Source organism: Chroococcidiopsis sp. TS-821 (assembly GCF_002939305.1).
In the GTDB taxonomy this organism is placed as follows: domain Bacteria; phylum Cyanobacteriota; class Cyanobacteriia; order Cyanobacteriales; family Chroococcidiopsidaceae; genus Chroogloeocystis.
The window spans coordinates 1-20,959 of the sequence record NZ_MVDI01000016.1 but is presented as its reverse complement, the minus strand read 5'-3'; the positions used below and the strand labels follow the sequence as shown (position 1 = coordinate 20,959).

Here is a 20,959-nt window from a genome sequence, read left to right as displayed (position 1 = left end):
ATTTAACTACATCCCCATAATTTCGTAGCCTGCATCGACATACAAAATTTGTCCGGTGATCCCGCTTGCGAGGTCGCTACACAAAAAAGCGGCTGCATTACCGACTTCTAATTGAGTCACGGTACGCCGCAAAGGTGCAACTTCTTCGACATGGTGAATCATCTCCAAAATACCACCAACGGCTGAAGAAGCAAGCGTTCGGATAGGACCTGCAGAAATCGCATTGACGCGAATATTTTGCGGACCAAGTTCTGATGCTAGATAGCGGACACTCATTTCTAATCCCGCTTTGGCAATTCCCATGACGTTGTAGTTGGGGACAACGCGATCGCCGCCTAAATAAGTCAATGTCAAAATACTTCCACCTTCTGTCATCAAAGGCTTGGCAGCTGCGCTCAACTGAATAAGCGAATAGGTGCTAATTTCTAAAGCTTTGGCAAATCCAGCCCGCGAGGTATTGCTAAACTCTCCGCTTAAATCTTCTTTATTGGCAAACGCCAGACAATGAATCAAAATATCAAGTTTGCCCCATTTTTCTTGAATTGCTGCAAAGGTAGACTGAATCTGTGCCTCATTTTGGACATCGCAGGGAACAAATAAGCTAGGGTTGAGCGGTTCAACAAGTTCCGCTACTTTTTTTTCCATCTTGCCCTTTTCATCCGGAAGGTAACTTACACCAATGTTGGCTCCTGCTTTGTGCAGTTGTTGAGCAATTCCCCAGGCGATCGAGCGATTGTTAGCAATGCCCGTTACTAAAGCATTTTTTCCAGTTAAATCTAGCATGGTAGTTAACTTATGCAACCTTCTTGAGGATACTGGAATCTGGGAAGCTTTTTTAGGGCGATGGCTCGTGCGTACATCGCTTATATCAAACCTCAAAAGCTTAGATTTGCCTTTCAACCCTTCAAAGAAACATTCTCCTTGTTTTCATCCTCCAGAATTGAGAACGAGGTAGAAAGCTTCCCAACTACTTTAGTTTCTCACAGGTGGGAAAATTCAGGAGCTTTTTTACAGCTCTAACTTTCACGGATGATTTGCATTCACCGTAACGAACAAAGAAAATGGCACACATTTCCTTGTAAAAGCTTAGTTTCTCACTTAAGAGGTTGACAAGTTATGCTAACTAGTAGTAGTTGAACGAATTGTATGTAAATTAGTCTAAAGTCTTGATTTAAGACAGGGAATTTGTAATTTTAGATTTTATGTAAACTAGACTACAAAATCCCGAATGCAAGTCGGCTTAATTGATTTAAAGTCTCAAACTCGCGTGTGGAATGTGTTGAATTGGTGTAGGCTTTCGAGCATCGGTAAGGGCAAGGATATATGGTCGTGACGCAAGATAGACCGTTAGCAGCTGTATTTCGTCAAGTGGGCGCTGGCTCATTTCCACCAGTTGTGGAAACTTTTGAACGAGGTAAAACGATATTTTTTCCTGGCGATCCAGCAGAACGAGTTTATTTTCTTATTAAAGGTGCGGTGAAGCTTTCGCGCGTTTATGAAGCGGGAGAGGAAATCACGGTAGCGCTACTGCGCGAGAACAGTGTTTTTGGGGTTTTGTCACTGCTGACGGGGAACCGTTCCGATCGGTTTTATCACGCTGTCGCGTTTACACCCGTCGAATTGTTATCAGCACCGATAGAACAAGTCGAGCAATCGTTAAAAGATAATCCCGAATTATCAATGTTGATGCTGCGTGGCTTATCATCAAGGATCTTGCAAACAGAAATGATGATTGAAACCTTAGCACACCGCGATATGGGTTCGCGTTTAGTCAGCTTTTTGTTAATTTTGTGTCGCGACTTTGGCGTTCCCAATGCAGACGGGATCACAATCGACTTGAAGCTATCGCATCAGGCGATCGCTGAAGCCATTGGTTCAACACGCGTCACTGTCACGCGACTGCTCGGAGACTTGCGTCAGGAAAACATGATTTCTATACACAAGAAGAAAATTACCGTACATAATCCAGTAGCGCTAAGTCAACAGTTTAGTTGAGCGATTGGAAAAGTGGTTAGTAGCGCTAGTAACTAGCCACTAGCAACTGTAATTTTCTCTCAAATTCTTGACTGAACTTAACTTACTTCTAAAAGGTAGTAGGCTGTATCTGGAGGGGTAACAAAAAGCTAAAAATGACCACCGGATACATTTTAATTGCATCGATTTTGATTTTAGGAGGCGTAATCGCAACGGTGGGCGATCGCCTTGGTACGCGAGTTGGTAAAGCACGCTTAAGCTTATTTAATCTGCGTCCGCGTAACACCGCGGTATTAATTACGATTTTGACAGGAAGTATCATTTCAGCTTCGACGTTAGCAATCTTATTTGCAGCAGATGAACGACTGCGTACTGGCGTGTTTGAACTCGAAGAAATTCAAAGCGAACTGCGCGACAGACGCCAGGAACTCGAAGCCACGCGTCAACAACTCGAAGCAACAACTCAAGAAAAAACACAAGTTCAACAGGAACTCGCTCAAGCAAGAGCCGAACGAAGAGCCGAGCAGCGAGAAGCTCAACGACGCGAAGCCGAAGCGCAACAACGTTTAGAAGCCATCAATGAATCGCTACAAGCCGCACGAACACAACAAGCACAAACGCAAGCGCAACTTAACCGCACCCAAGTCCAACAGTCGCAAACACAAGCCCGACTCAATCAAACCCAAGAAAAGTTAAATCAAGTTTCTGCACAGTTTCAGCAAGCGCAAGCAAGGTTGAGAACAGTCTCGCAACGCGCGCGCGAATTACGCGCCGAAATTCAACAAGTACAATCTGAATTACAGCAATTAGTCGAACAACGCGATCAACTCAAAGCACAAATTAGCCAGCGCGATCGCGAAATTGCTAAACTTGATGAAAGTATTACGCAACGCGATCGCGTGATTGCCCAGCGCGAAAGCCGCCTTAAACAATTAGAAATTCAACAAAACTATCTCGAACAAGAAGCACAAAACCTTGAAAGAAACCTACAAGTACTGCGGCGTGGAAATGTGGCGTTGTTTCGCGGTCAAGTTTTAGCTGGTGGAGTTGTGCGGATTGTCGATCCCAAAGCTGCGCGTCAAGCTGTCGATCAACTCTTGGGAGAAGCAAATCGAGTAGCGCTGCGATTTACTCAACCTGGTATCGAACACGTCAATGAGCAAGTCGTCAATATCTCGCCTGCGCAAGTTGACCAACTTATTGCGCAGATTAATGATGGACGTGACTACGTTGTTCGAATTATATCAGCAGGTAATTATGTTTTGGGAGAAAGATCCGTACAAGTGATCGCTGATGCGGCTCAAAATCAAGTTGTTTTTCGTCCTGGTGATGTCTTAGCCGCAATTTCTGCTAATCCTGCGACTATGTCAGACACTGAACTTCGACAGCGGGTCGAACTTCTTTTAGGAGCTTCTAATTTTCGCGCCCAAAGAGCAGGTATTCTAGGCGATACCATCCAAATTGGAGATAATCGAATTGAAACATTGATTGGTTTTATCGAGCAACTCAAACAATACAATCAAGCCGTTGAAATTCAAGCAGTAGCAGCAGAGGTGACTTACACTGCTGGACCTTTGAAAGTTGAATTGTTAGCAACGCAAAATGGACAAGTCATATTTCGTACCTAAGAGAAGAGGTTGGAGGTCGGGAAGCAGATGATTGTCTCGATTGCTGCGCGTTGGTAAAAAAGTCGTTCGCGTTTCCTTATGAATTAAAACACTGTTAATTTCCAAACCTCAGACCTCTGATTCTCGACTTTTCAGAAGAAGGTTTTTATCGATGCAGCCAGCTATTTTAGGGTTTGATCCAGGGCGCGACAAGTGTGGAATAGCAGTGATGGGATTAGACCGTCAACTGTACTATCATCAAGTTATCTCGGCAACAGCAGCGATCGCCACAATTAAACAACTTCGTCAACAATTTCCTATTTCATTAATCGTTATCGGGGATCAAACTACTGCTAAAAACTGGAAACAACAACTAGAGCAAGAACTGTCCGAACCGCCATCAATTATCATGGTTGACGAACGGTATACAAGCTTAGAAGCGCGCGATCGCTACTGGCAAATGTTTCCTCCCCGCGGATTGCAACAACTCATCCCACGCGGTTTACGTCAACCACCAAAACCCATCGATGATATTGTCGCCATTTTGTTAATCGAAAGATATCTCAATCGGTTAGCACAATGAGTGTTTTGAATTTTGAGTCGTGAAGTTACAAGTTTTAAGTGCCCAATGTCCAGCAAGAGTAAAAAGCGAGAAAATTTTCTATAATTCAAAACCATTCACTAACCACTAGTCACTAATCACTTTCTGCTTATCCCTCCTAAAGCTCTGCACGAATCGTAAAGGCGTAATCTCCTCCTGGTTCGAGTTGATAATCTTTCTGTTCTAGAAAACGTCCTAACGGTTCTTTGATAAGCGCGCGACCTTGAGAAGGTTTGACAGACAATTCTCCGCGCCGAAAGCACCATTGAAACTGCCATTCAAAATCGCCGGCTCGCACTTCTCCTTCTAAGTAGCCAAATTGCCAGGATTGTCGTGTAATCCTAACATGGGCAGTAGTTTCAGGTAATCGCTTACGACTCACAATCCTTTGCTTCCCAACTTCGACAAGAACGATTAAATGACTAACTTTCCATTTTGCCTATAGGTGACAACTCACAACAAAGATACAAAGATATAAATTTAGATCACTTCCTAGGGTAGATCGTTTTAGAGAAAGCCGAAATCAGGAATCAAAGATCAACTTTTTCTACACCTCCTAAGGGAGGTGAAACAACCGAACAACCTTTTGCTTTCAAAGATGATTAGGATCGAGATGAAGCATTCCGCAACTGCTGATACTTGCGATACTTGGAGGTAAGCCACTTGACTTTTGCATCGCCCGATCCCACTGCTGATAGAAACAAATTGTCTCAAAGTTTAGAGCAGCGCCAGCAAACATCAGAATCGCTTGGCGAAAGCTTGGCTTCGCTTTTAGAGGATTGCGATGATGCAGAATTAGAGCGGGCAATTTCTAGCGTCACAGAGATTCAAGCCGAACTAAATTATCAACAAGCAAAAAATACACTCCACAATTTAGTTACAAAACTCAATCTTTCTCCTCAAGAGCGTCACGGTTTAGAAGCAGAAATTCAGCAGTTAGAAACGATGCTCAGCAATTTAGAGCGTCGAGTCCTCCAAATTGCTGCCTTTGGTATGGTAGGGAGAGGCAAGTCATCGTTACTTAATGCTTTAGTAGGAGAACCTGTATTTGTCACCGGTCCTCTGCACGGTGTCACGCGCACAGCATCGCGAGTGGCTTGGAGTGTCAGCGAAGAAACCATCAACGGCGATTCGTATCAAAAAGCAACACTGACAGGTGCTGGCAATTCGCAAGTTGAACTGATTGATACTCCAGGGTTAGATGAAGTTGATGGCGAAACTCGCGCTGAACTAGCAACACAAGTCGCAGCACAAGCTGATTTGATCTTATTTGTTGTGGCTGGCGATATAACGCAGGTAGAACACGCAGCGCTATCACAACTGCGCGAAGCTGGCAAGCCAATTTTGCTTGTATTTAACAAAATCGACCAGTATCCGCAAGCAGATCGCCTAGCGATTTACCAGAAAATTCGCGATGAGCGCGTCCGCGAGTTGCTTTCACCTGACGAAATTGTGATGGCGGCGGCTTCACCACTGGTCAGAACGGCGGTGCAGCGCCCTGATGGAACGCGAGGCGTACAACTGCGGGCAAGTACGCCACAAGTTGAGGAACTCAAGCTAAAAATTCTAGAAATTTTGCGCCGCGAGGGCAAGGCTTTGCTAGCACTCAACAGTATGCTTTATGCCGATCGCGTCAACGAGCGATTAGTGCAGCGAAAACTTGAAGAGCGCGATCGCAGTGCGAATCAGTTAATTTGGCGTGCTGTGATGACTAAAGCCACCGCGATCGCACTCAATCCCTTAACCGTCGTTGATTTGATGAGTGGTGCGGTTATTGATATTGCGTTAATCCTCAGTCTATCGAAACTCTATGATATTCCGATGACGCAAACGGGTGCCGTTGGACTGTTACAAAAAATTGCCATCAGTATGGGTGGAATCAGCATTAGCGAGTTACTGACAAACTTGGGCTTAAGTTCGCTGAAATCTTTACTAGGCGTTTCTGCAACAGCAACTGGCGGTCTTTCACTAGGTCCCTATGTTTCTGTGGCATTGACACAAGCTGGAGTGGCTGGAGTGTCGTCGTATGGTATCGGACAAGTTACGAAAACTTACCTTGCCAATGGGGCAACTTGGGGACCTGAAGGTCCGAAAGCCGTAGTACAGAGTATCCTAGCGTCACTTGATGAAGCATCAATTATCAATCGAATTAAAGATGAATTGCGCAGTAAGTTAGGGGTGAGGAGCGAGAGATGAGAGATAAGTGACGAGTGATTGGTTCTGAGTGGTGAGTTTTGAATAGATAGAAAACCGTATTCTTCCCTCTGCACCTCTGCTCGCGCCAGTTGCTACAACGGAGGGAACCTCCGCACCGCACTAGTTCCTCTGTACCTCTGCTCCTCTGCTTTCTTCTAAGGACGTGGTGGTTGATTGCGTTGTTCTTGGAAGGAACTCAACAGGTTACGCACTTGTTGCGCAGCAATATCGCGTCCACCTAAACCGAAGGCGATCGCAACTGCTACAGCAACTGCCCCTAGAAGTAGTCCAAAGGCTAAGTTGACGATTTCTGTCGCAATGCCAATTTGTTGCAGTGCTAAGGCTGAGACAAAGACAATAATGGCAACTCTTGCGACTTGACCTAAAACCTGTGCCTGACGGTTGCTAGAGGAACTGACAATCAAGCTATACGCCAGATTAGCCAGGAATAAACCGATCGCAAACACGATCAAGCCAGCCAAAATGCGCCCAAAGATAACAATTAAACCACTTACGAGTGCGGTCAGTGCGGGAATATTTAAGATGTTGACAGCTGCTACTGTTGCAAACAGCATAATTCCCACTAAGGTAATGATTCCGACAACTTCTGATGGCGTGCGCGTCGAGATTGCAGCGGCTGCGGTTTCAGCTGTCGTGCGCTCAGGTTGTAATGTGGTTTCTTGTTCGCTACCAGGCGGCGGAATCACAAATACTTCTTCGGTTCTTCTGATATCTGTAGGAATGCGACGGCGTTGCAAGCCCGATAACCCAATGACGGAGAAAATGTTATCAAAGCCCAAGCTAGAAAGAATGTTTGTTACCAAATCTGCTACAAAGCGACCGAGGAAGTAACCTAAAATCAGAATTAATGCCGCCGTGAAAATTGCCGGTAGCGCGTTGAGGATTTGCTGCAGCATCGCGATCGCCGGAACGGAAATGGCTTCGATTCGCAGCGCATTCAATGCCGCAATTGCTACCGGAATTAAAATCAGTACGTAAACGATTGTACCGATGATTCCTGATAGCGATTGTGTTGACGTACTGGTGCGAGTTCTGCCCAACCCAAACCGTTCGCCCATTCTATCTAATCCAGTTGACGCGAGCAAATTGGTGACAATTCGCCGGACAACTGTTGCGAGTAACCAACCTGCAGCCGCAATCAAAATTGCTGCCAAGATATTTGGCAGAATTAAGAGAATTTCATTGACGAGGTTCTGGACTGGGAGCAGCGCTTGTTGCAGCCCTAAAGTATCGAGAACCGGAATGAGAAAGAGCAAAAAGATGAACCAGTACAGCGCATTACCAATTGTTTCGCTCAATGACATGCGGTTTGGTTCGCGCGGTTCGTCGGGCGCGCGCTGATCTAAACGTTCATCGAGCCGTAATGCTTGCAATCCTCGTGTTGTAATTAATTTGACGATTGTTGCGATAATCCACGCAACACCAAACAAAATTGCTGCGCCAATGATTCGCGGTATAAAGCCTAGAACAAGATTGAGAAAGTTGTTTAGTGGCTGCGATACCGCTTGCAAGTTGAGTGCTTGCAGAACGGCGACAACTGTGAATATGATGATGATCCAGAAGACAATGTTGCCGATTAGGTTTTCAACGCGGGGTAGCTCGCCCGAGTCGGTACGCCCAACAATGCCGGCGGCAATGCGGTTGTCTATATTAGTGCGGCTAAGAAGTCCTTTGGTGATTGCTTTGGCGATCGCTGCAATAATCCAACCAACGATTAATACTAGCAGTGCCGCTAATAAATTTGGTAAAAATGCCCATAGACCTGCTAGCAAGCCGGTCGTGAAGCCTACCGTATCCTGTACAGCTTGTCCTGTTTGCTGTAGGGGTTGCCCCGCGGGAGCTTGTTGTTGAAATTGTGCCAGGATTGCATTGCTGAGGATTGGCACTTTTACTCCATTTGCTATACCTTGCCAAGTTCCATTCATGGTTTTTTAGAGTAAACGTCAGGTGTGAGGAGAGAATACGAATTTTCCTTGCAAAATTTAGGTTACAGTAAATAATCCTACATTTGAGTTGGTTGTTTCGCTTGCATTATACGAGTAAACCACCTAGAAAAATAGAATATTACGTCAATATTTAGACTGATGCTGAAGTTTAACGTTTGGCATCTACCTCTATGCGTAATTAGCTCTAAAAATTCAATTTTTTCTCATTTTTTAATGGAATTAAATACCGTTAAGGTCTGACTAGAGACACTAAAATAAAATTGTTTTCCGGCTGAGTAGAGTTGATATCTAATAGGCTGTACAACAGCTGAAGTTAATTACAACAATTAAGACCAAGTTCAACACTAGAAAATGCTGTTACTGCGACACCGCATCTTTATTAGTCGCAAGTCTTGATTAAAACTGTTTGATTAAGTTGAATAATGGTAACTTATAATACAGCAAATAACCTAATTTAGTGCATAGAAAAGGAGTTGCCTTAAATTAAGTTAACGTTCTGGACAAGAGAGTCTGAATTACTTTTGCTTGAGATGCTGATTTGGTAAGTTGTTCTTAATTTCTCATTACAAGCGTTCATTACTACTTTGGCTCGTTTATGCCTGTTAGTCAAATAAAACAGTCAATTGATATCAATGCCAGTATAGAGGTCGTCGATCGCTGCATCACGGATCGAACATTGATGCATCGTTGGCTCAATCCATTGCTTCGTTGCGAGCCAGTTGGTGCTTGGAGTACTGATGTTGGCAGCCGCAGTCGCTTTGTTATTCAAATTCCCTTTGTCAAACCTACCTTGCATAATATCGTCATCGAGCGATCGCTTGGATTAGTAGTGTGGGAGTTTCAAGGTTTTTTCCAGGGACGCGACCGCTGGGAATGTCAACCACGCGATCGCATAACGCATCTTGTCAACAATTTTGAGTTTGAAATTCCTCATCCTGTAGTTCGCTGGGGCTTCAATATTTTTGCTTTGGCTTTGACACAAAAAGATATGCAAGATCAGTTACGTCGCTTGAAGCGCTTAGCAGAGGAAATAGCAGCGCCGGGCAAAGGAGAATAAATCATTCCGGCTTAAGAGTTTCCTAGTTGGTTAAGAAGACGACGAATAACAGGTGCGTCAGAGGCTTGGGGAACTTTTGCGAGATACGCTTGCAGGTCGTTAATTGCTGCCTTCGAGTCGCCAAGTTGGTAATAAAGTAAACCGCGATCGCGCAATTCTACTGGTATATCAGGAAATAATAGTAAGATTCTCTCTACCGCAGCAAGGGCTTTTGCTAACTCTTCTTTTTGCAGATAGGCAAATTTGAGGTTAGTCAGCATTCGTGCCAGAAACTGCCGATGCGTGACAGCATCTAAAAAAGAACTTTGTAGCTGCACTGGCTGAGCGTAAATTTGGCTAAGTTTTTCTTGACAATCTTCCGGAAACAACACCTCACCACGATTAAAAGGATCGACAAAGATTTCCATTTGTTGGATGTTCGGGCGAATGAGGAAATGTCCTGGCATTCCCACTCCCAACATCGGAAAATCAATGCGTTTAGTAACTTCTAAGTAAACGAGAGAGAGTGTAATCGGAATTCCTGTACGCCGCTCGATGACATCATTTAAAAAACTGTTTCGCGGGTCGTAGTAACTCGTTGTATTACCAGTAAAGCCGAGATCGTCATACAAGTAGCGATTAACAGTCTGAATAATCCGCAAGGGGTATCGTTCGTTGGGCAGTTGTTCTCGTACTTCGGCTGCCATTGTATCAAGTGCATTCAGGTATTCTTCAACATCAAGTTGTGGATACTCTTCTTGCGCGATGTAAAGTGCGGCTTTGGCTAAGTCGATTTGAGCGTCGGGTTGATGAATTTCTTGCCAGAAATATTGGCGTGCTAAGGGGAAATCCATAAGGATTTTAATGGCTGACTAATAGTAACAAAGACGATTGAATACTTGGTATGTGGTAATATTTAATACATAAATCGCAGGTCATACACAGGAAGATCGAGCTACTTTTAAGTTGCTATGTAGTTAGAGTGGCAAGTAAATTTTACAATTGATCCTAAACTAGAAAACTATCTTGGTAGAAAATATAAAGTTTATGCAGCCGCTCAGTTAATCAAATCACTGCAAGACTGACACAAATGTCATGCACTTGAAGAATCGCAAATGGCATAGGTTTTTACTCAGTGCCAGAACGCGCATTTTAGCCTGGTACATTATTTTGATGGCTACCTCTTCGGTAGTAACCGTTTTTGCCATTCGGCAAGCGTTGTTCGCACGCGTCCAAGACCGAGTGCAGCGATCGCTTACGCAAGAAGTCGAGGAGTTTCGCAAACTAGCTATTAGTGTTAATCCAGAGACAAATCAACCGTTTACAGGTAATGACATCGCCCCGCTGTTTGACTTATTTGTGTCGCGGAATATTCCTGACGATGATGAGTTTTTATTGACCATATTAAATGGTAAATTGTACAAGTATAGTCCCAGAGCGTTGCCTGAACCACTGCAGCCTGACTCACCACTGATTCAACACTGGGGTAAACTGACTAAACCGGAACGCGGACAAGTAGACACAACGCTAGGGGAACTGCTGTACTTTGCCCAGCCAGTTAAAATTACGTATCAGGCTGAACCACTCGCAAGCACTGGGGAAGACCAAGGAGTTTTTGTTGTTGCCCATATTACCACTGGAGAGCGCGAAGAAGTCGATGAAGCGATCGCGGTTGTTGTTGAAACCACAACTATTGTTTCCATCGCCGCGTCGGTACTTGCTTGGGTAGTTGCAGGAAGAATTTTAGCACCTTTACACTTACTGACAAAAACCGCACTTTCCATCAGTCAAAACTCTGATTTGACGCAGCGTATCCCAGTACGAGGAACTGATGAAATCGCAGAATTAACGCTGACGTTTAACGAAATGATGAATCGGCTAGAGGAGGCTTTTGCCAGTCAACGTGATTTTATCAATGATGCAAGTCACGAACTGCGAACACCCATCACAATTATTCGCGGACACCTCGAACTCATGAGCGACGATCCGCAAGAAAGGCGGGAAACAATCGAGTTAATTACTGACGAACTCGATCGCATGAGTCGTTTTGTTGATGATTTGCTGATTCTTGCCAAAGCTGAACAACCCAAATTTTTATGCTTAGAAACGCTGGATGTCGGGTCTTTAACGGAGGAAATATATAACAAAGCGCGAACCCTCGCAGTCCGTAACTGGCGACTTGATAGTAAAGGACGTGGTTCAATTGTTGCCGATCGCCAACGTCTGACGCAAGCGATTGTCAATTTGGCGCAGAATGCGACACAGCATACACAGCCTGGAGATATGATTGCCCTCGGTTCAATTGTCAGGAATGGAAAAGCGCGTTTCTGGGTGAGCGATACAGGTGAAGGAATTGCCTATAGCGATCAAATGCGCATTTTTAAACGCTTTGCTCGCGGTGTAAATGGTCGTCGTTCGGAAGGTGCGGGTTTGGGTTTAGCGATTGTACAAGCGATCGCCACTGCGCACGGCGGTCAAGTAGAACTTTCTAGCCAACCAGGCGTTGGCACAACTTTTACACTTATCATTCCTGTAGATTCTCCTGTTGCTTAATTGACTACAACGTGCAGCATGATTTTATTACTTTTGTATAAAAGATCGCTATTGCATTACAGCGAAAACCTGCTATTTTTTATACAAACCCATTATTGCGCTACTTTCGATAGCGAACTTTCTGACACAGGTATAGGTATCTCTAGTGAGAAGAGATTACCTCATACCAAGTCACATTTACGAGACTCCGTACCTCCAGATGCAACATTTTTAGAAATATAGAACCTGATGATTGCGATTTCGAAGAAGTAGCAAAACTTGCTTGTAAAATCTATGCAGTCAATGCTTAATGAAATCACAAAAAACATCAGTTTTCTGCTAACTAGGAAACTTGCACTATTTAGTGGTGTCAATATTCCAGTTTCTAGAGGCATTATCAACATTGTTTATAGTAGTCAATTGATGCAACATTCGTACCTAGATGAAGTTTGCATTTATCGTACTCTTCATCGGTTACCAAGTTCGTACGATATTTCAGATTGTTATGATGAAACTACAACAGGTTTTCATTTTCAAGAAGATTTGACGACCACAGTGAATACCGCCTCTCACACCAACTATTACGAAGCTCATTGAATTAAGTCAGCACATATTACTAAAGCTTCTATTCGCTGTATGAAGAAAAAATTGCCTCTCAATATTTTTTACCGTTATAAGGTGACACAGTTTTAATTTGACCTGTTGAAAATTGTCTTTGAAATAGATAGCCTGGTGACTCATGAGCCATATTCTGATTGCTGAAGATGAACCTCGAATTGCTTCTTTTCTAGAAAAAGGACTCAAAGCAGCGGGTTTCACTACTGCAGTAGCAAATGATGGCAATGAAGTTATCCAGATGATCCAAAGCGATCGCTTTGACCTTTTACTGTTAGATATCGGTCTTCCTGGTAAAGATGGTTGGCAAGTTTTAGAAGAAATACGTGGTTTAGGCGAGCAGCTACCAATTATCATTCTCAGCGCTCGTGACGATATTAACGATAAAGTTGCTGGGCTAGAAGGCGGTGCTGATGACTACGTTACTAAACCTTTTCGCTTTGAAGAATTGTTAGCACGGGTGCGGTTGCGGTTGCGGGATAAGCAACTACCAAAAGTGAGTGAAGAAATTGTACTCAAAGTAGGAGATATTACTCTAGACTTACGTACGCGAAAAGCGACTATAGGCGATCGCTTAGTAGAATTACCCGCTAGAGAGTTTACCCTAGCAGAAACTTTCTTACGCCATCCTGGACAAATTTTAAGTCGCGAACAACTCCTTAACCGTGTCTGGGGCTACGATTACGATCCTGGCTCAAATATTGTAGATGTCTACGTCGGCTACTTGCGCAAGAAGTTAGGAAATCAATTTATTGAAACAGTTCGTGGTGTTGGTTATCGTTTGCGCGGTTAATCAAGCTTGGACACATTCTTTTAAGTAGCTTTACACTACAAATACATCTTTTGTACAAACGTCACTGTAGGTATCATTCTAGTTTCTTATCGCTTAACCTTCAGCTTAATTTTTAAAAGTATGAAATTTTTCTCATAAATTCTTCATTTTTGATTCATGAGGAGTAGAATTACACCATCTATTTACCGTAACTGTGCCGTCTTTATTTTTATTATTTAACTATATAAGGACTACTCATGAGTGTAGTAGTTGAGGAGCAACGAACGGTGGCGCTATGACACGAGTGCGATCGCTCCAAATCGTCAGAGCTAATTTGGCTAGATTCTGGAGACGGTGGCGAACAGAAGTAGTCAAGTGCATTAACGATCGGTTTGAAGTCTTCCCCAGACGGTAAAGCCAAAATTCTGAACTGCTGCTAGCAGTGAGCGAGTCTTTGATTGACGCTGGTATGCTGCGGTTATTGCTAAAACGACTAGCTGCTTAACATTTTGTTTATAAATTAGCTCTCATAATGCCCGCTTACTTAACTTAAATCTTTTGAATTGTCTGGGATTGAAATCACAGTTGCAAGCAACATGACTGTGTTTTAAATGAGAAACGCTGTTGTTCAGCAGAACAAATCTGTATTGTCTTGCAAAGAAGAATATTTGATGCTTTGTATGACAATTAGCACCGACAACTCTCGAAAGGAAAAGTTCAATGGACTCGCAGTCTAATACTGAGGTGGGTTTTACCCGTGTCATTCTAGTCCGTCACGGTCAAAGTACCTTCAACGCTGAAGGAAAATACCAAGGTCGTAGTGATGAGTCTGTGTTAACTGCGAAAGGATATCAATCAGCTTATCAAACGGGAGTTGCTCTGCAGAAAATAGCCATCGACGCGATCTATACAAGCCCTTTGCAACGCGCGATCGCTACAGCGCATCAAATTATCGACGGTATTGGTATCAGTACTAAATCCTTAATCCCAATCAATACAAACCCTAATCTTACAGAGATCGATCTTTCTCTATGGCAAGGAAAAACTTTTGAGGATGTGCGCCAAAACTTCGCTGCGGACTATCAATGTTGGCAACAACGTCCGCATAAATTTCAAATTATTAATCAAGACCCCCTCAGTACAGGCTACCATCGCAATACTGCAACTGCCATCAAGCCCTGTCCGGTGCTGAACCTTTACGAACAAGCAAAACAGTTTTGGCAAAGCGTTTTACCACGTCATTTAGGTAAAACAATATTAGTAGTCAGCCACGGCGGTACAAATCGTGCCTTAATTAGCAGCGCCCTCAATTTGTCACCAGCACGATATCATACCATTCAGCAATCAAACTGTGGCGTGAGTATTCTTAATTTCCCGGCAAATAGCCTGTCAGCCAAGCTAAGTGCTTTAAATCTGACGTCGCATTTAGGTGAACTGCCCAAACTCAAGGCTGGAAAGCACGGGTTACGCTTGTTACTCTTGCCTGTCGATGCGATCGCTTTAAGTCAATTGCAGCAATTAGCTGAATTTCTCAAACCCATATCGATAGACTTTAGCCTCACCAGCGAATTATGCACTTCCCAAGAGATGACTGCATATCTTTTGCAACATCATCCGACAACAGTACAGTTGCAAGTATCTCGACACAATTTCCCGCTAGCATGGCAACAAACGATTGATTCGCGCTGTTCTTCTGTGGCAACTAATACGTTAGTTACTGGATTAGTTATTGCTAGTAGTGCCATTATCAAGTGTATTATAGGTCAAATATTAGGACTTGATGCTAGTAATTTTTGGCGCTTGCAATTAAAGTCTGGTTGTTTAAGTGTCGTTCACTATCCATTGAAAGACAGCTTACCTGTAAGTCAAGCAATCAACTTGTCTATTTCCCACACAAATATCCTTTAGTTACCGGAGAAAATGCCCATGAAAGTCTTAGTGACAGGAGTTGCCGGATTTGTTGGATTTCATCTAGCACAACGCCTAATAAATGAAGGTATTCAAGTTTACGGAATCGATAATTTAAATGAGTATTACGATGTCAAACTCAAGAAAGATAGATTAGCTCTAATTAATTATTATTCCAATTTTTCGTTTCAGTTTCTCGACCTAATTGACCGCGAGGGACTATTTGAGTTATTTCAAAACGTTGAGTTTGATTATGTCGTAAACTTAGCTGCGCAAGCTGGAGTACGTTATTCGCTGGAAAATCCGTTTGCTTATGTTGATAGTAATTTGTCAGGATTTGTTAACTTACTAGAAGCTTGTCGCCGCAGTCATATTAAACATTTAGTTTTTGCTTCCTCAAGTTCCGTCTATGGTGCGAACAAGAAAGTTCCGTTTGCGGTAACTGATAACGTCGATCGCCCGATTTCCCTCTACGCTGCAAGTAAGAAAGCTAACGAACTAATAGCGCACGTTTATAGTCATTTATACAACTTACCTACAACAGGACTGCGATTTTTTACCGTTTATGGTCCTTGGGGTAGACCTGACATGGCTTATTTCAAATTCGTACAGGCGATCGCCGCAGGCAAGCCCATCGATGTCTACAATTTTGGCAAGATGCAGCGCGATTTTACCTACATAGACGATGTCATTGAGGGCGTGGTTCGAGTGATGTACAACCCCCCGCAACCTGCACAAGATCTCAGCACAGACATGCAGCCAGAGTCTACTGCCCCATACAAAGTCTACAACATTGGTAACAATCGTCCCGTCGAGTTAATGAAGTTTATTGAAATTATTGAAACTGCATTAGGCAAAAAAGCGCAAAAGAATTTCTTACCAATGCAACCTGGCGATGTTCCTGCAACTTACGCAGATGTAGAAGATTTAATGACGGATGTGGGATTCAAACCAAATACATCAATTGAAGAAGGTATGCACAAATTTATTCAATGGTATATAGAATATTACAAACTTACAATACCAGCCTAAATTAGGTAAAACGGTATCATGCAACGTAATCATTTCCAGAACCATATTTCCAGGCATCAAGCAATCTTTGACAGTAGTACCTCGGCACAGTAGGTAGATTTTTGCTCCACGTTTGTAACGCGGTTAATTGAGATAAACCTGAATAAACACCTAAACTCAAAAAATGAAGCGTCCAAGTAAATAAGTTATTTAATCCCACCTGCGGAATCACTTTAGCAACTAAGGCTGGATGCTTAAATCCTGTTTTCAATAGTGTTTTTGTTAATGCCGGAAATTGTACAACATCTTGCAGAAATGGTTTTAATACAGAGTCTCCTAACAAATTCATTTCTTGAAATACAGCTGACAAGAGTTGATTAATTTGATCGGGTGCAACTTTTTGATTGACACCCACACTCATGGCTTTTTGAAATAGCCAAGTCACGCTGATATTTGGTTGATAAGGTTGTAGTAGTGCTAAAGCTTGCGCAGAAAGGCAATCGCAACTCAACGCTTCATGAATACCAAATGTTAAACGCTTGAGGTGACGGATCGTGGCACCAAAACCACCAAAGCTGACAGGCGACTGGCTACTACTACTATCGCCAATCGGTAAGATTCGATTCCAAGGTAGACGTAAAGGACTTTGCTGATAAGAAGGAAAAAAACCAAACAGCGCTCGTTGTAGCTGTAATTGATTTAAAGCTACATTTTGATACTCTGGCATTAAGCGCAGATAATCTTCAAATAGATCTTCTAAAGTAGGGCGACTAGGGTGAGCATCCATGTACGTAAATAAATACGTTGTTCTACCGTCGCGCGCGGGAAAAGCTTCCCAAAAGTACTGACATTGGTTTTGTAACGGAGTAAAAGAGACAAGTAAATCTCCGGTGTTATTTTCGGAAAAGCCAGCAGCACAACTTCCTACGACTAAGCAAATGCCATCAGGTTTTTTTCCTTGGCGGGCTTGTTGAACGATGGGAGAACCGTACCCCATGGCATCAAGTAGCAAGCGCGTATTGAGTGGCGCGTCGTTTCCTGTTTTGACAGCTACACCATTGGGATGTACCGTAGCACTGGCAAAGGGCGTGTTTTCGCATAATTTACCTCCAGCCGCAAGAAACTTTGATTTAAGCGTTTCTAATAAATAAACGGGATCGACACCAATGTTTAAAACATCGCGTACCCATACTTCAACACCATCGTGAAAGCTAACGCGGGCAGGATTGTATTCGGTAGCGATCGCTTGCTCTAACTCAGCTTCAGTGAGTACGTTCAGTTCTAAGAAAACTGCCAACTCTTGGCGCGAAATATTCCACTCTTGATCTCTACCGCGCAAAATTCCTCTTTCAATCAGTGCTACACGCCATCCTAATTGTGCTAAAGTACAGCCAATCAAAATTCCCAGAGTTCCACCACAGATAACCACATCCCAATCAACTGTCCCTAAAGCTTCCTGCTCTTGACGAATGACTAGGGGTACGGGATTGTTACCTTCTCTGATGGATGCTAACAGGCGATCGGTACGACGCAAACTGCCGAGGATATCGCCAGGCAATTGCGAGAGAATTTCTTCAGTAAGACTCATGGGAGAATATTGAGGAAGTCGCGCGCTCTACTCATCGAATTTTTTCAATGCTACTACAGCATTTTGTCCGCCAAAACCAAAACTAAAACAAAGAACCGTACGAATGTCACTGCGGCGTGCTGTAGTGACAAAATCTAAATTAAACTCTGGTGTTTGTAAGCCGACACACGGTGGTAAAAGTCGGTCGCGCAATGCCATTAAGCAAAAAGCAGTACCCAACGCGCCAGAAGCACCTAAAGTGTGTCCTGTGGCTCCCTTGGTAGAACTGACAGCAACGCCATGTGGAAACAAGATTTGGAGTAAATTCGCTTCGTTTTGATCGTTGAGCTTAGTTGCTGTACCGTGCGCGTGGATATAGTCAATGTCCGTTGGAGATAGTTTACTACGTTCTAAACATTGCTTGACCGCAGCGATCGCGCTTCGACTTTGGGGTTCGGGTGTATTCGCGTGGTAGGCATCACACGTCAAACCAAAGCCGAGAATTTGCCCGTAAATTTTTGCCTGACGTTCGTTTGCTTGCTTGGCGGTTTCTAACACAAACATCGCCGCACCTTCTCCTAAAGCGAGTCCTTCGCGATCGCGATCGAAAGGATAAGCCCCTGTTCGTGCCAATGCCCCCATTTGCTGAAAACCAGCCAATGTCAGTGGTGTTATTGGTGCTTCAACGGCACCAGCGATTGCACGTTGACACTGCCCTGTTTGAATCAGTTCATAAGCCTGCGCCAGCGTCCAAATACCCGTGGCACACGCTGCCATTGGTGCTAAAACTGAATTCTTTGCGCCAATTTGACGTGCTGCAGCGATTGCAGGTGCGTGTGGTAATGTTGCCAGCCACGGTTGTGCGATGTCACTTTGACTTTTCTTTGCATGCATGTGCCGTGCAAAGTTTTCCCATGCCGCTTGATGACTGCGACTTGAGCTAACTACGACTCCACAATCGGGTAGTGGTAACTCTAATCCTGCATCTTTGATTACTGATGCGATCGCCAACCGAGTCAGATTTTCTAACTCAGCTGGCTGTTGTGCAATCAGTGCTAGTGGTCGTGGTTTTTGTTCTATAAACGGTTGTTGTACTCGAACGCTAGATTGACCGGCTAGGAGATTTTGCCAACTTGCCTCTAGGCTTTCACCCAAGGACGAGACTAAACCAATACCAGTAACAACAACATCCACAACTTAGGGGTGAGTAGGAAATTAAAAGTCAAAATTTAACACTCAACGCTCCTTAGCTTCTTTCTATTGACCACCGCGTAAGTTTTCTGCTCCCTGGGTGACTTGCGCTGATTCGATGCGATCGCCTTGCTGAATTTGATCGACAACATCCATCCCATCAGTGACATAACCGAACACTGCATAACTACCGTCTAAAAACGGCAAATCAGCTAAAGCAAAGTAGAATTGCGACGAGGCAGAATCTGGCTGCTGCGATCGCGCCATCGCTACTGCACCGCGTGTATGACGTAGTTGTGGTTGGGCTGAAATACCAGCGCTTTCAAAAGTTTGACTGTAAACTGGTTCAGCCGCGCCTTCTGGCTTGATTTCTAAAGGAATAAAGCGCTCGCTACCTGTGTTCGGATCGACAAATCCACCAGTCCCTAGGCGCTGTGGTGGAAAGTTCGGGTTTCTACTTTGCGGATCGCCACCTTGAACGACAAAGGGTTCGGGCTGTCGGACAACGCGATGGAAAACTAATCCGTTATAAACACCGCGCTGCACGAGGTCAACAAAATTTCCCGCCGTGACTGGGGCATTGTTTCCATCGACTTCGATCGTAATTGGCGAGCCATTAACCGTCATCACAACGGTGGCAGTTCCTTCTAATATAGGTGATTTCATTTGTGGACTACTCGTTGGAGTAGTAGGTGTAGTAGGCGATGTTGTCTGCGTTGCTGGAGGAGTTGGCGAAGATACAGAAGCTTGATCGGGGGTGCATCCTCCTAGCATTAACCCACTCACTAGTAACACAACAAACAACAACTGAATTTTTCGATGCATTATGCTATTCACTCAACTTGAGTGTTTCATCATCATTGCAAAATTTGATTATAAACCTTCGAGCGGTACGCCTAAAAACTGCGCGAGTTGTGCGCCTTCGGTTTCCAGCTTTTGTAAAGATATTGGTTGTCCTACACGCGTGAGCGGTACGTTTCTCCGACCTTTTACTCGCAAGTACAAAGCCCGACGTGGATTTAACCCTTCTTTGACTTCTACCCGCACTGCTTGCACGTCTTGTGTCGGAAAATCAATTTCAATTCGTCGATTTTTTCCTAAAAATCCCCAACGAAAGATGCGGACTTTGCCTGTTTCTTTGTTGAATTCGTTGTAACCGCCTCCCACATCTAAAATGACGACAAGCCAAAGATACAGTGCTAGTAGCAAGCCTGTAGCACCGTAAAAAGTCATCGCCAAACCTTGGGGAACAAACATAATATCCTCAGGGCTAGTAAACGGCAGTAAGTTAATTTTGAGATAACTCGACAGCCCAGCCAGTAAAAAGCCGGTCGCACCCAACGAAACAACCACTGCCCACCAGTAGTTACTAAAACGCCTTGAACCTAAAACTTTTTGATAAAGAACCTGAGAAGCAGAGTTGTCTTGTGCAAAGTCACCCGTATTCTTGGTTGATGATAAAGTCATTAATCTACCCTGCTGATTCTAAAACTTTAATAAACGTTAAGTTATTAGATTTTGCCAAATTGCCTACATTACTGAGAAAACTTGTGTCAAATTGTAAAATTTCTGATATCTATTATATTAAGAAGCTAATGCTAAAACCATAATCCCATATAGCTGGACTGGTTACAGAGCGTGAATAATGTGATAAGTTAAGAAAGATTAAGAACCATAGACTGGATAACCAGAAAGTGGTAAGGGCTGTTTGACGAAGCCAATGAGGAATATGAGTAAACGTAAGTTTACAGGTATTTTCTCATAAATTTTTGCTACTTAGCGTAGTGAAAAGTGTCAAAAATTTAATTCCTCAAATGAGTTGCAATTTTTAGTAGACCGCGAGGATTATAGTTCAATGACAATAGCAGTAGGACAGGCAACGAGTCGAGGATGGTTCGACGTCGTTGATGACTGGCTAAAAAGAGATCGATTTGTATTCATCGGGTGGTCGGGACTGTTGCTATTTCCGTGCGCCTACATGG

The 20,959-nt window shown here is 43.7% G+C and carries 19 protein-coding genes and 1 pseudogene; 11 read left to right on the top strand and 9 right to left on the bottom strand.

What is annotated here, in order from left to right; all coding sequences use genetic code 11:
- Positions 1-6: 6 nt before the first annotated feature.
- Positions 7-783 (bottom strand): enoyl-ACP reductase FabI, encoded by a 777-nt coding sequence (fabI, locus tag B1A85_RS22625; protein ID WP_104548978.1) that lies wholly within the window; start codon positions 781-783, stop codon positions 7-9.
- 540 nt (positions 784-1,323) lie between these two features.
- Here fabI and ntcA point away from each other — a divergent pair.
- From ntcA to B1A85_RS22610, 3 genes are all read left to right on the top strand, one after another.
- Entirely contained in the window at positions 1,324-1,995 is a 672-nt protein-coding gene (gene ntcA / locus B1A85_RS22620) for a global nitrogen regulator NtcA (protein WP_015188606.1), read from the top strand.
- Between the two features lie 134 nt (positions 1,996-2,129).
- Positions 2,130-3,602 (top strand): DUF3084 domain-containing protein, encoded by a 1,473-nt coding sequence (locus B1A85_RS22615; RefSeq protein WP_104548977.1) that lies wholly within the window; start codon positions 2,130-2,132, stop codon positions 3,600-3,602.
- Between the two features lie 151 nt (positions 3,603-3,753).
- Positions 3,754-4,164 carry a pre-16S rRNA-processing nuclease YqgF gene (locus B1A85_RS22610; RefSeq protein ID WP_104548976.1) on the top strand — a complete coding sequence of 137 codons (411 nt, stop codon included), beginning with the start codon at positions 3,754-3,756 and terminating at the stop codon, positions 4,162-4,164.
- Between the two features lie 136 nt (positions 4,165-4,300).
- On the opposite strand, the gene B1A85_RS22605 is transcribed toward B1A85_RS22610, so the two are convergent.
- The gene (locus B1A85_RS22605) at positions 4,301-4,564 is read right to left on the bottom strand and encodes a DUF3146 family protein (protein ID WP_015188609.1); all 264 of its coding nucleotides are present in this window, start codon (positions 4,562-4,564) and stop codon (positions 4,301-4,303) included.
- Positions 4,565-4,941: 377 nt separating this feature from the next.
- Between B1A85_RS22605 and B1A85_RS22600 the strand changes: the two genes are divergently transcribed.
- Positions 4,942-6,378, top strand: coding sequence for a GTP-binding protein (locus B1A85_RS22600; protein ID WP_104549033.1), 1,437 nt, complete (start codon positions 4,942-4,944; stop codon positions 6,376-6,378).
- A gap of 155 nt (positions 6,379-6,533) precedes the next feature.
- Here the strand turns inward: B1A85_RS22600 and B1A85_RS22595 are convergent, their stop codons facing one another.
- Positions 6,534-8,324 (bottom strand): mechanosensitive ion channel, encoded by a 1,791-nt coding sequence (locus tag B1A85_RS22595; protein WP_210404687.1) that lies wholly within the window; start codon positions 8,322-8,324, stop codon positions 6,534-6,536.
- A gap of 616 nt (positions 8,325-8,940) precedes the next feature.
- Here B1A85_RS22595 and B1A85_RS22590 point away from each other — a divergent pair.
- Positions 8,941-9,402, top strand: coding sequence for an SRPBCC family protein (locus B1A85_RS22590; protein ID WP_104548975.1), 462 nt, complete (start codon positions 8,941-8,943; stop codon positions 9,400-9,402).
- An 11-nt stretch (positions 9,403-9,413) separates the two neighbouring features.
- On the opposite strand, the gene B1A85_RS22585 is transcribed toward B1A85_RS22590, so the two are convergent.
- Positions 9,414-10,235, bottom strand: coding sequence for a SirB1 family protein (locus tag B1A85_RS22585; RefSeq protein ID WP_104548974.1), 822 nt, complete (start codon positions 10,233-10,235; stop codon positions 9,414-9,416).
- Between the two features lie 241 nt (positions 10,236-10,476).
- On the opposite strand from B1A85_RS22585, the gene B1A85_RS22580 reads away from it, so the two are divergent.
- The 3 genes from B1A85_RS22580 (at position 10,477) to B1A85_RS22570 (ending at position 13,321) form a co-directional block, all read left to right on the top strand.
- On the top strand, positions 10,477-11,934 hold the full coding sequence (locus B1A85_RS22580) for an ATP-binding protein (RefSeq protein WP_104548973.1): 1,458 nt from the start codon (positions 10,477-10,479) through the stop codon (positions 11,932-11,934).
- Positions 11,935-12,216: 282 nt separating this feature from the next.
- Entirely contained in the window at positions 12,217-12,510 is a 294-nt protein-coding gene (locus B1A85_RS22575; protein ID WP_146087210.1) for a hypothetical protein, read from the top strand.
- 142 nt (positions 12,511-12,652) lie between these two features.
- Positions 12,653-13,321: a response regulator transcription factor gene (locus tag B1A85_RS22570; RefSeq protein WP_104548971.1), complete on the top strand. Its 669-nt coding sequence runs from the start codon at positions 12,653-12,655 to the stop codon at positions 13,319-13,321.
- Between the two features lie 211 nt (positions 13,322-13,532).
- Here the strand turns inward: B1A85_RS22570 and B1A85_RS23720 are convergent, their stop codons facing one another.
- Positions 13,533-13,721, bottom strand: coding sequence for a hypothetical protein (locus tag B1A85_RS23720; RefSeq protein WP_146087209.1), 189 nt, complete (start codon positions 13,719-13,721; stop codon positions 13,533-13,535).
- Between the two features lie 299 nt (positions 13,722-14,020).
- Here B1A85_RS23720 and B1A85_RS22565 point away from each other — a divergent pair, with 299 nt between their 5' ends.
- Together B1A85_RS22565 and B1A85_RS22560 are read left to right on the top strand one after the other, a co-directional pair.
- Entirely contained in the window at positions 14,021-15,208 is a 1,188-nt protein-coding gene (locus B1A85_RS22565) for a histidine phosphatase family protein (protein WP_104548970.1), read from the top strand.
- Between the two features lie 18 nt (positions 15,209-15,226).
- Positions 15,227-16,240: an NAD-dependent epimerase gene (locus B1A85_RS22560; RefSeq protein ID WP_104548969.1), complete on the top strand. Its 1,014-nt coding sequence runs from the start codon at positions 15,227-15,229 to the stop codon at positions 16,238-16,240.
- 16 nt (positions 16,241-16,256) lie between these two features.
- Here the strand turns inward: B1A85_RS22560 and B1A85_RS22555 are convergent, their stop codons facing one another.
- From B1A85_RS22555 to B1A85_RS22540, 4 genes are all read right to left on the bottom strand, one after another.
- Positions 16,257-17,807: an NAD(P)/FAD-dependent oxidoreductase gene (locus B1A85_RS22555; RefSeq protein WP_104548968.1), complete on the bottom strand. Its 1,551-nt coding sequence runs from the start codon at positions 17,805-17,807 to the stop codon at positions 16,257-16,259.
- Between the two features lie 27 nt (positions 17,808-17,834).
- Complete coding sequence (locus tag B1A85_RS22550; protein ID WP_104548967.1) at positions 17,835-18,980, bottom strand: beta-ketoacyl-ACP synthase; 1,146 nt, start codon at positions 18,978-18,980, stop codon at positions 17,835-17,837.
- Between the two features lie 63 nt (positions 18,981-19,043).
- Positions 19,044-19,802, bottom strand: a complete 759-nt coding sequence (locus B1A85_RS22545; protein ID WP_104548966.1) for a peptidylprolyl isomerase — start codon at positions 19,800-19,802, stop codon at positions 19,044-19,046.
- A gap of 48 nt (positions 19,803-19,850) precedes the next feature.
- Complete coding sequence (locus B1A85_RS22540) at positions 19,851-20,444, bottom strand: photosystem I assembly protein Ycf4 (RefSeq protein WP_104548965.1); 594 nt, start codon at positions 20,442-20,444, stop codon at positions 19,851-19,853.
- A gap of 388 nt (positions 20,445-20,832) precedes the next feature.
- Between B1A85_RS22540 and B1A85_RS22535 the strand changes: the two are divergent.
- Positions 20,833-20,959 (top strand): annotated as a pseudogene (locus B1A85_RS22535) (photosystem II D2 protein (photosystem q(a) protein)); the annotation flags it as partial.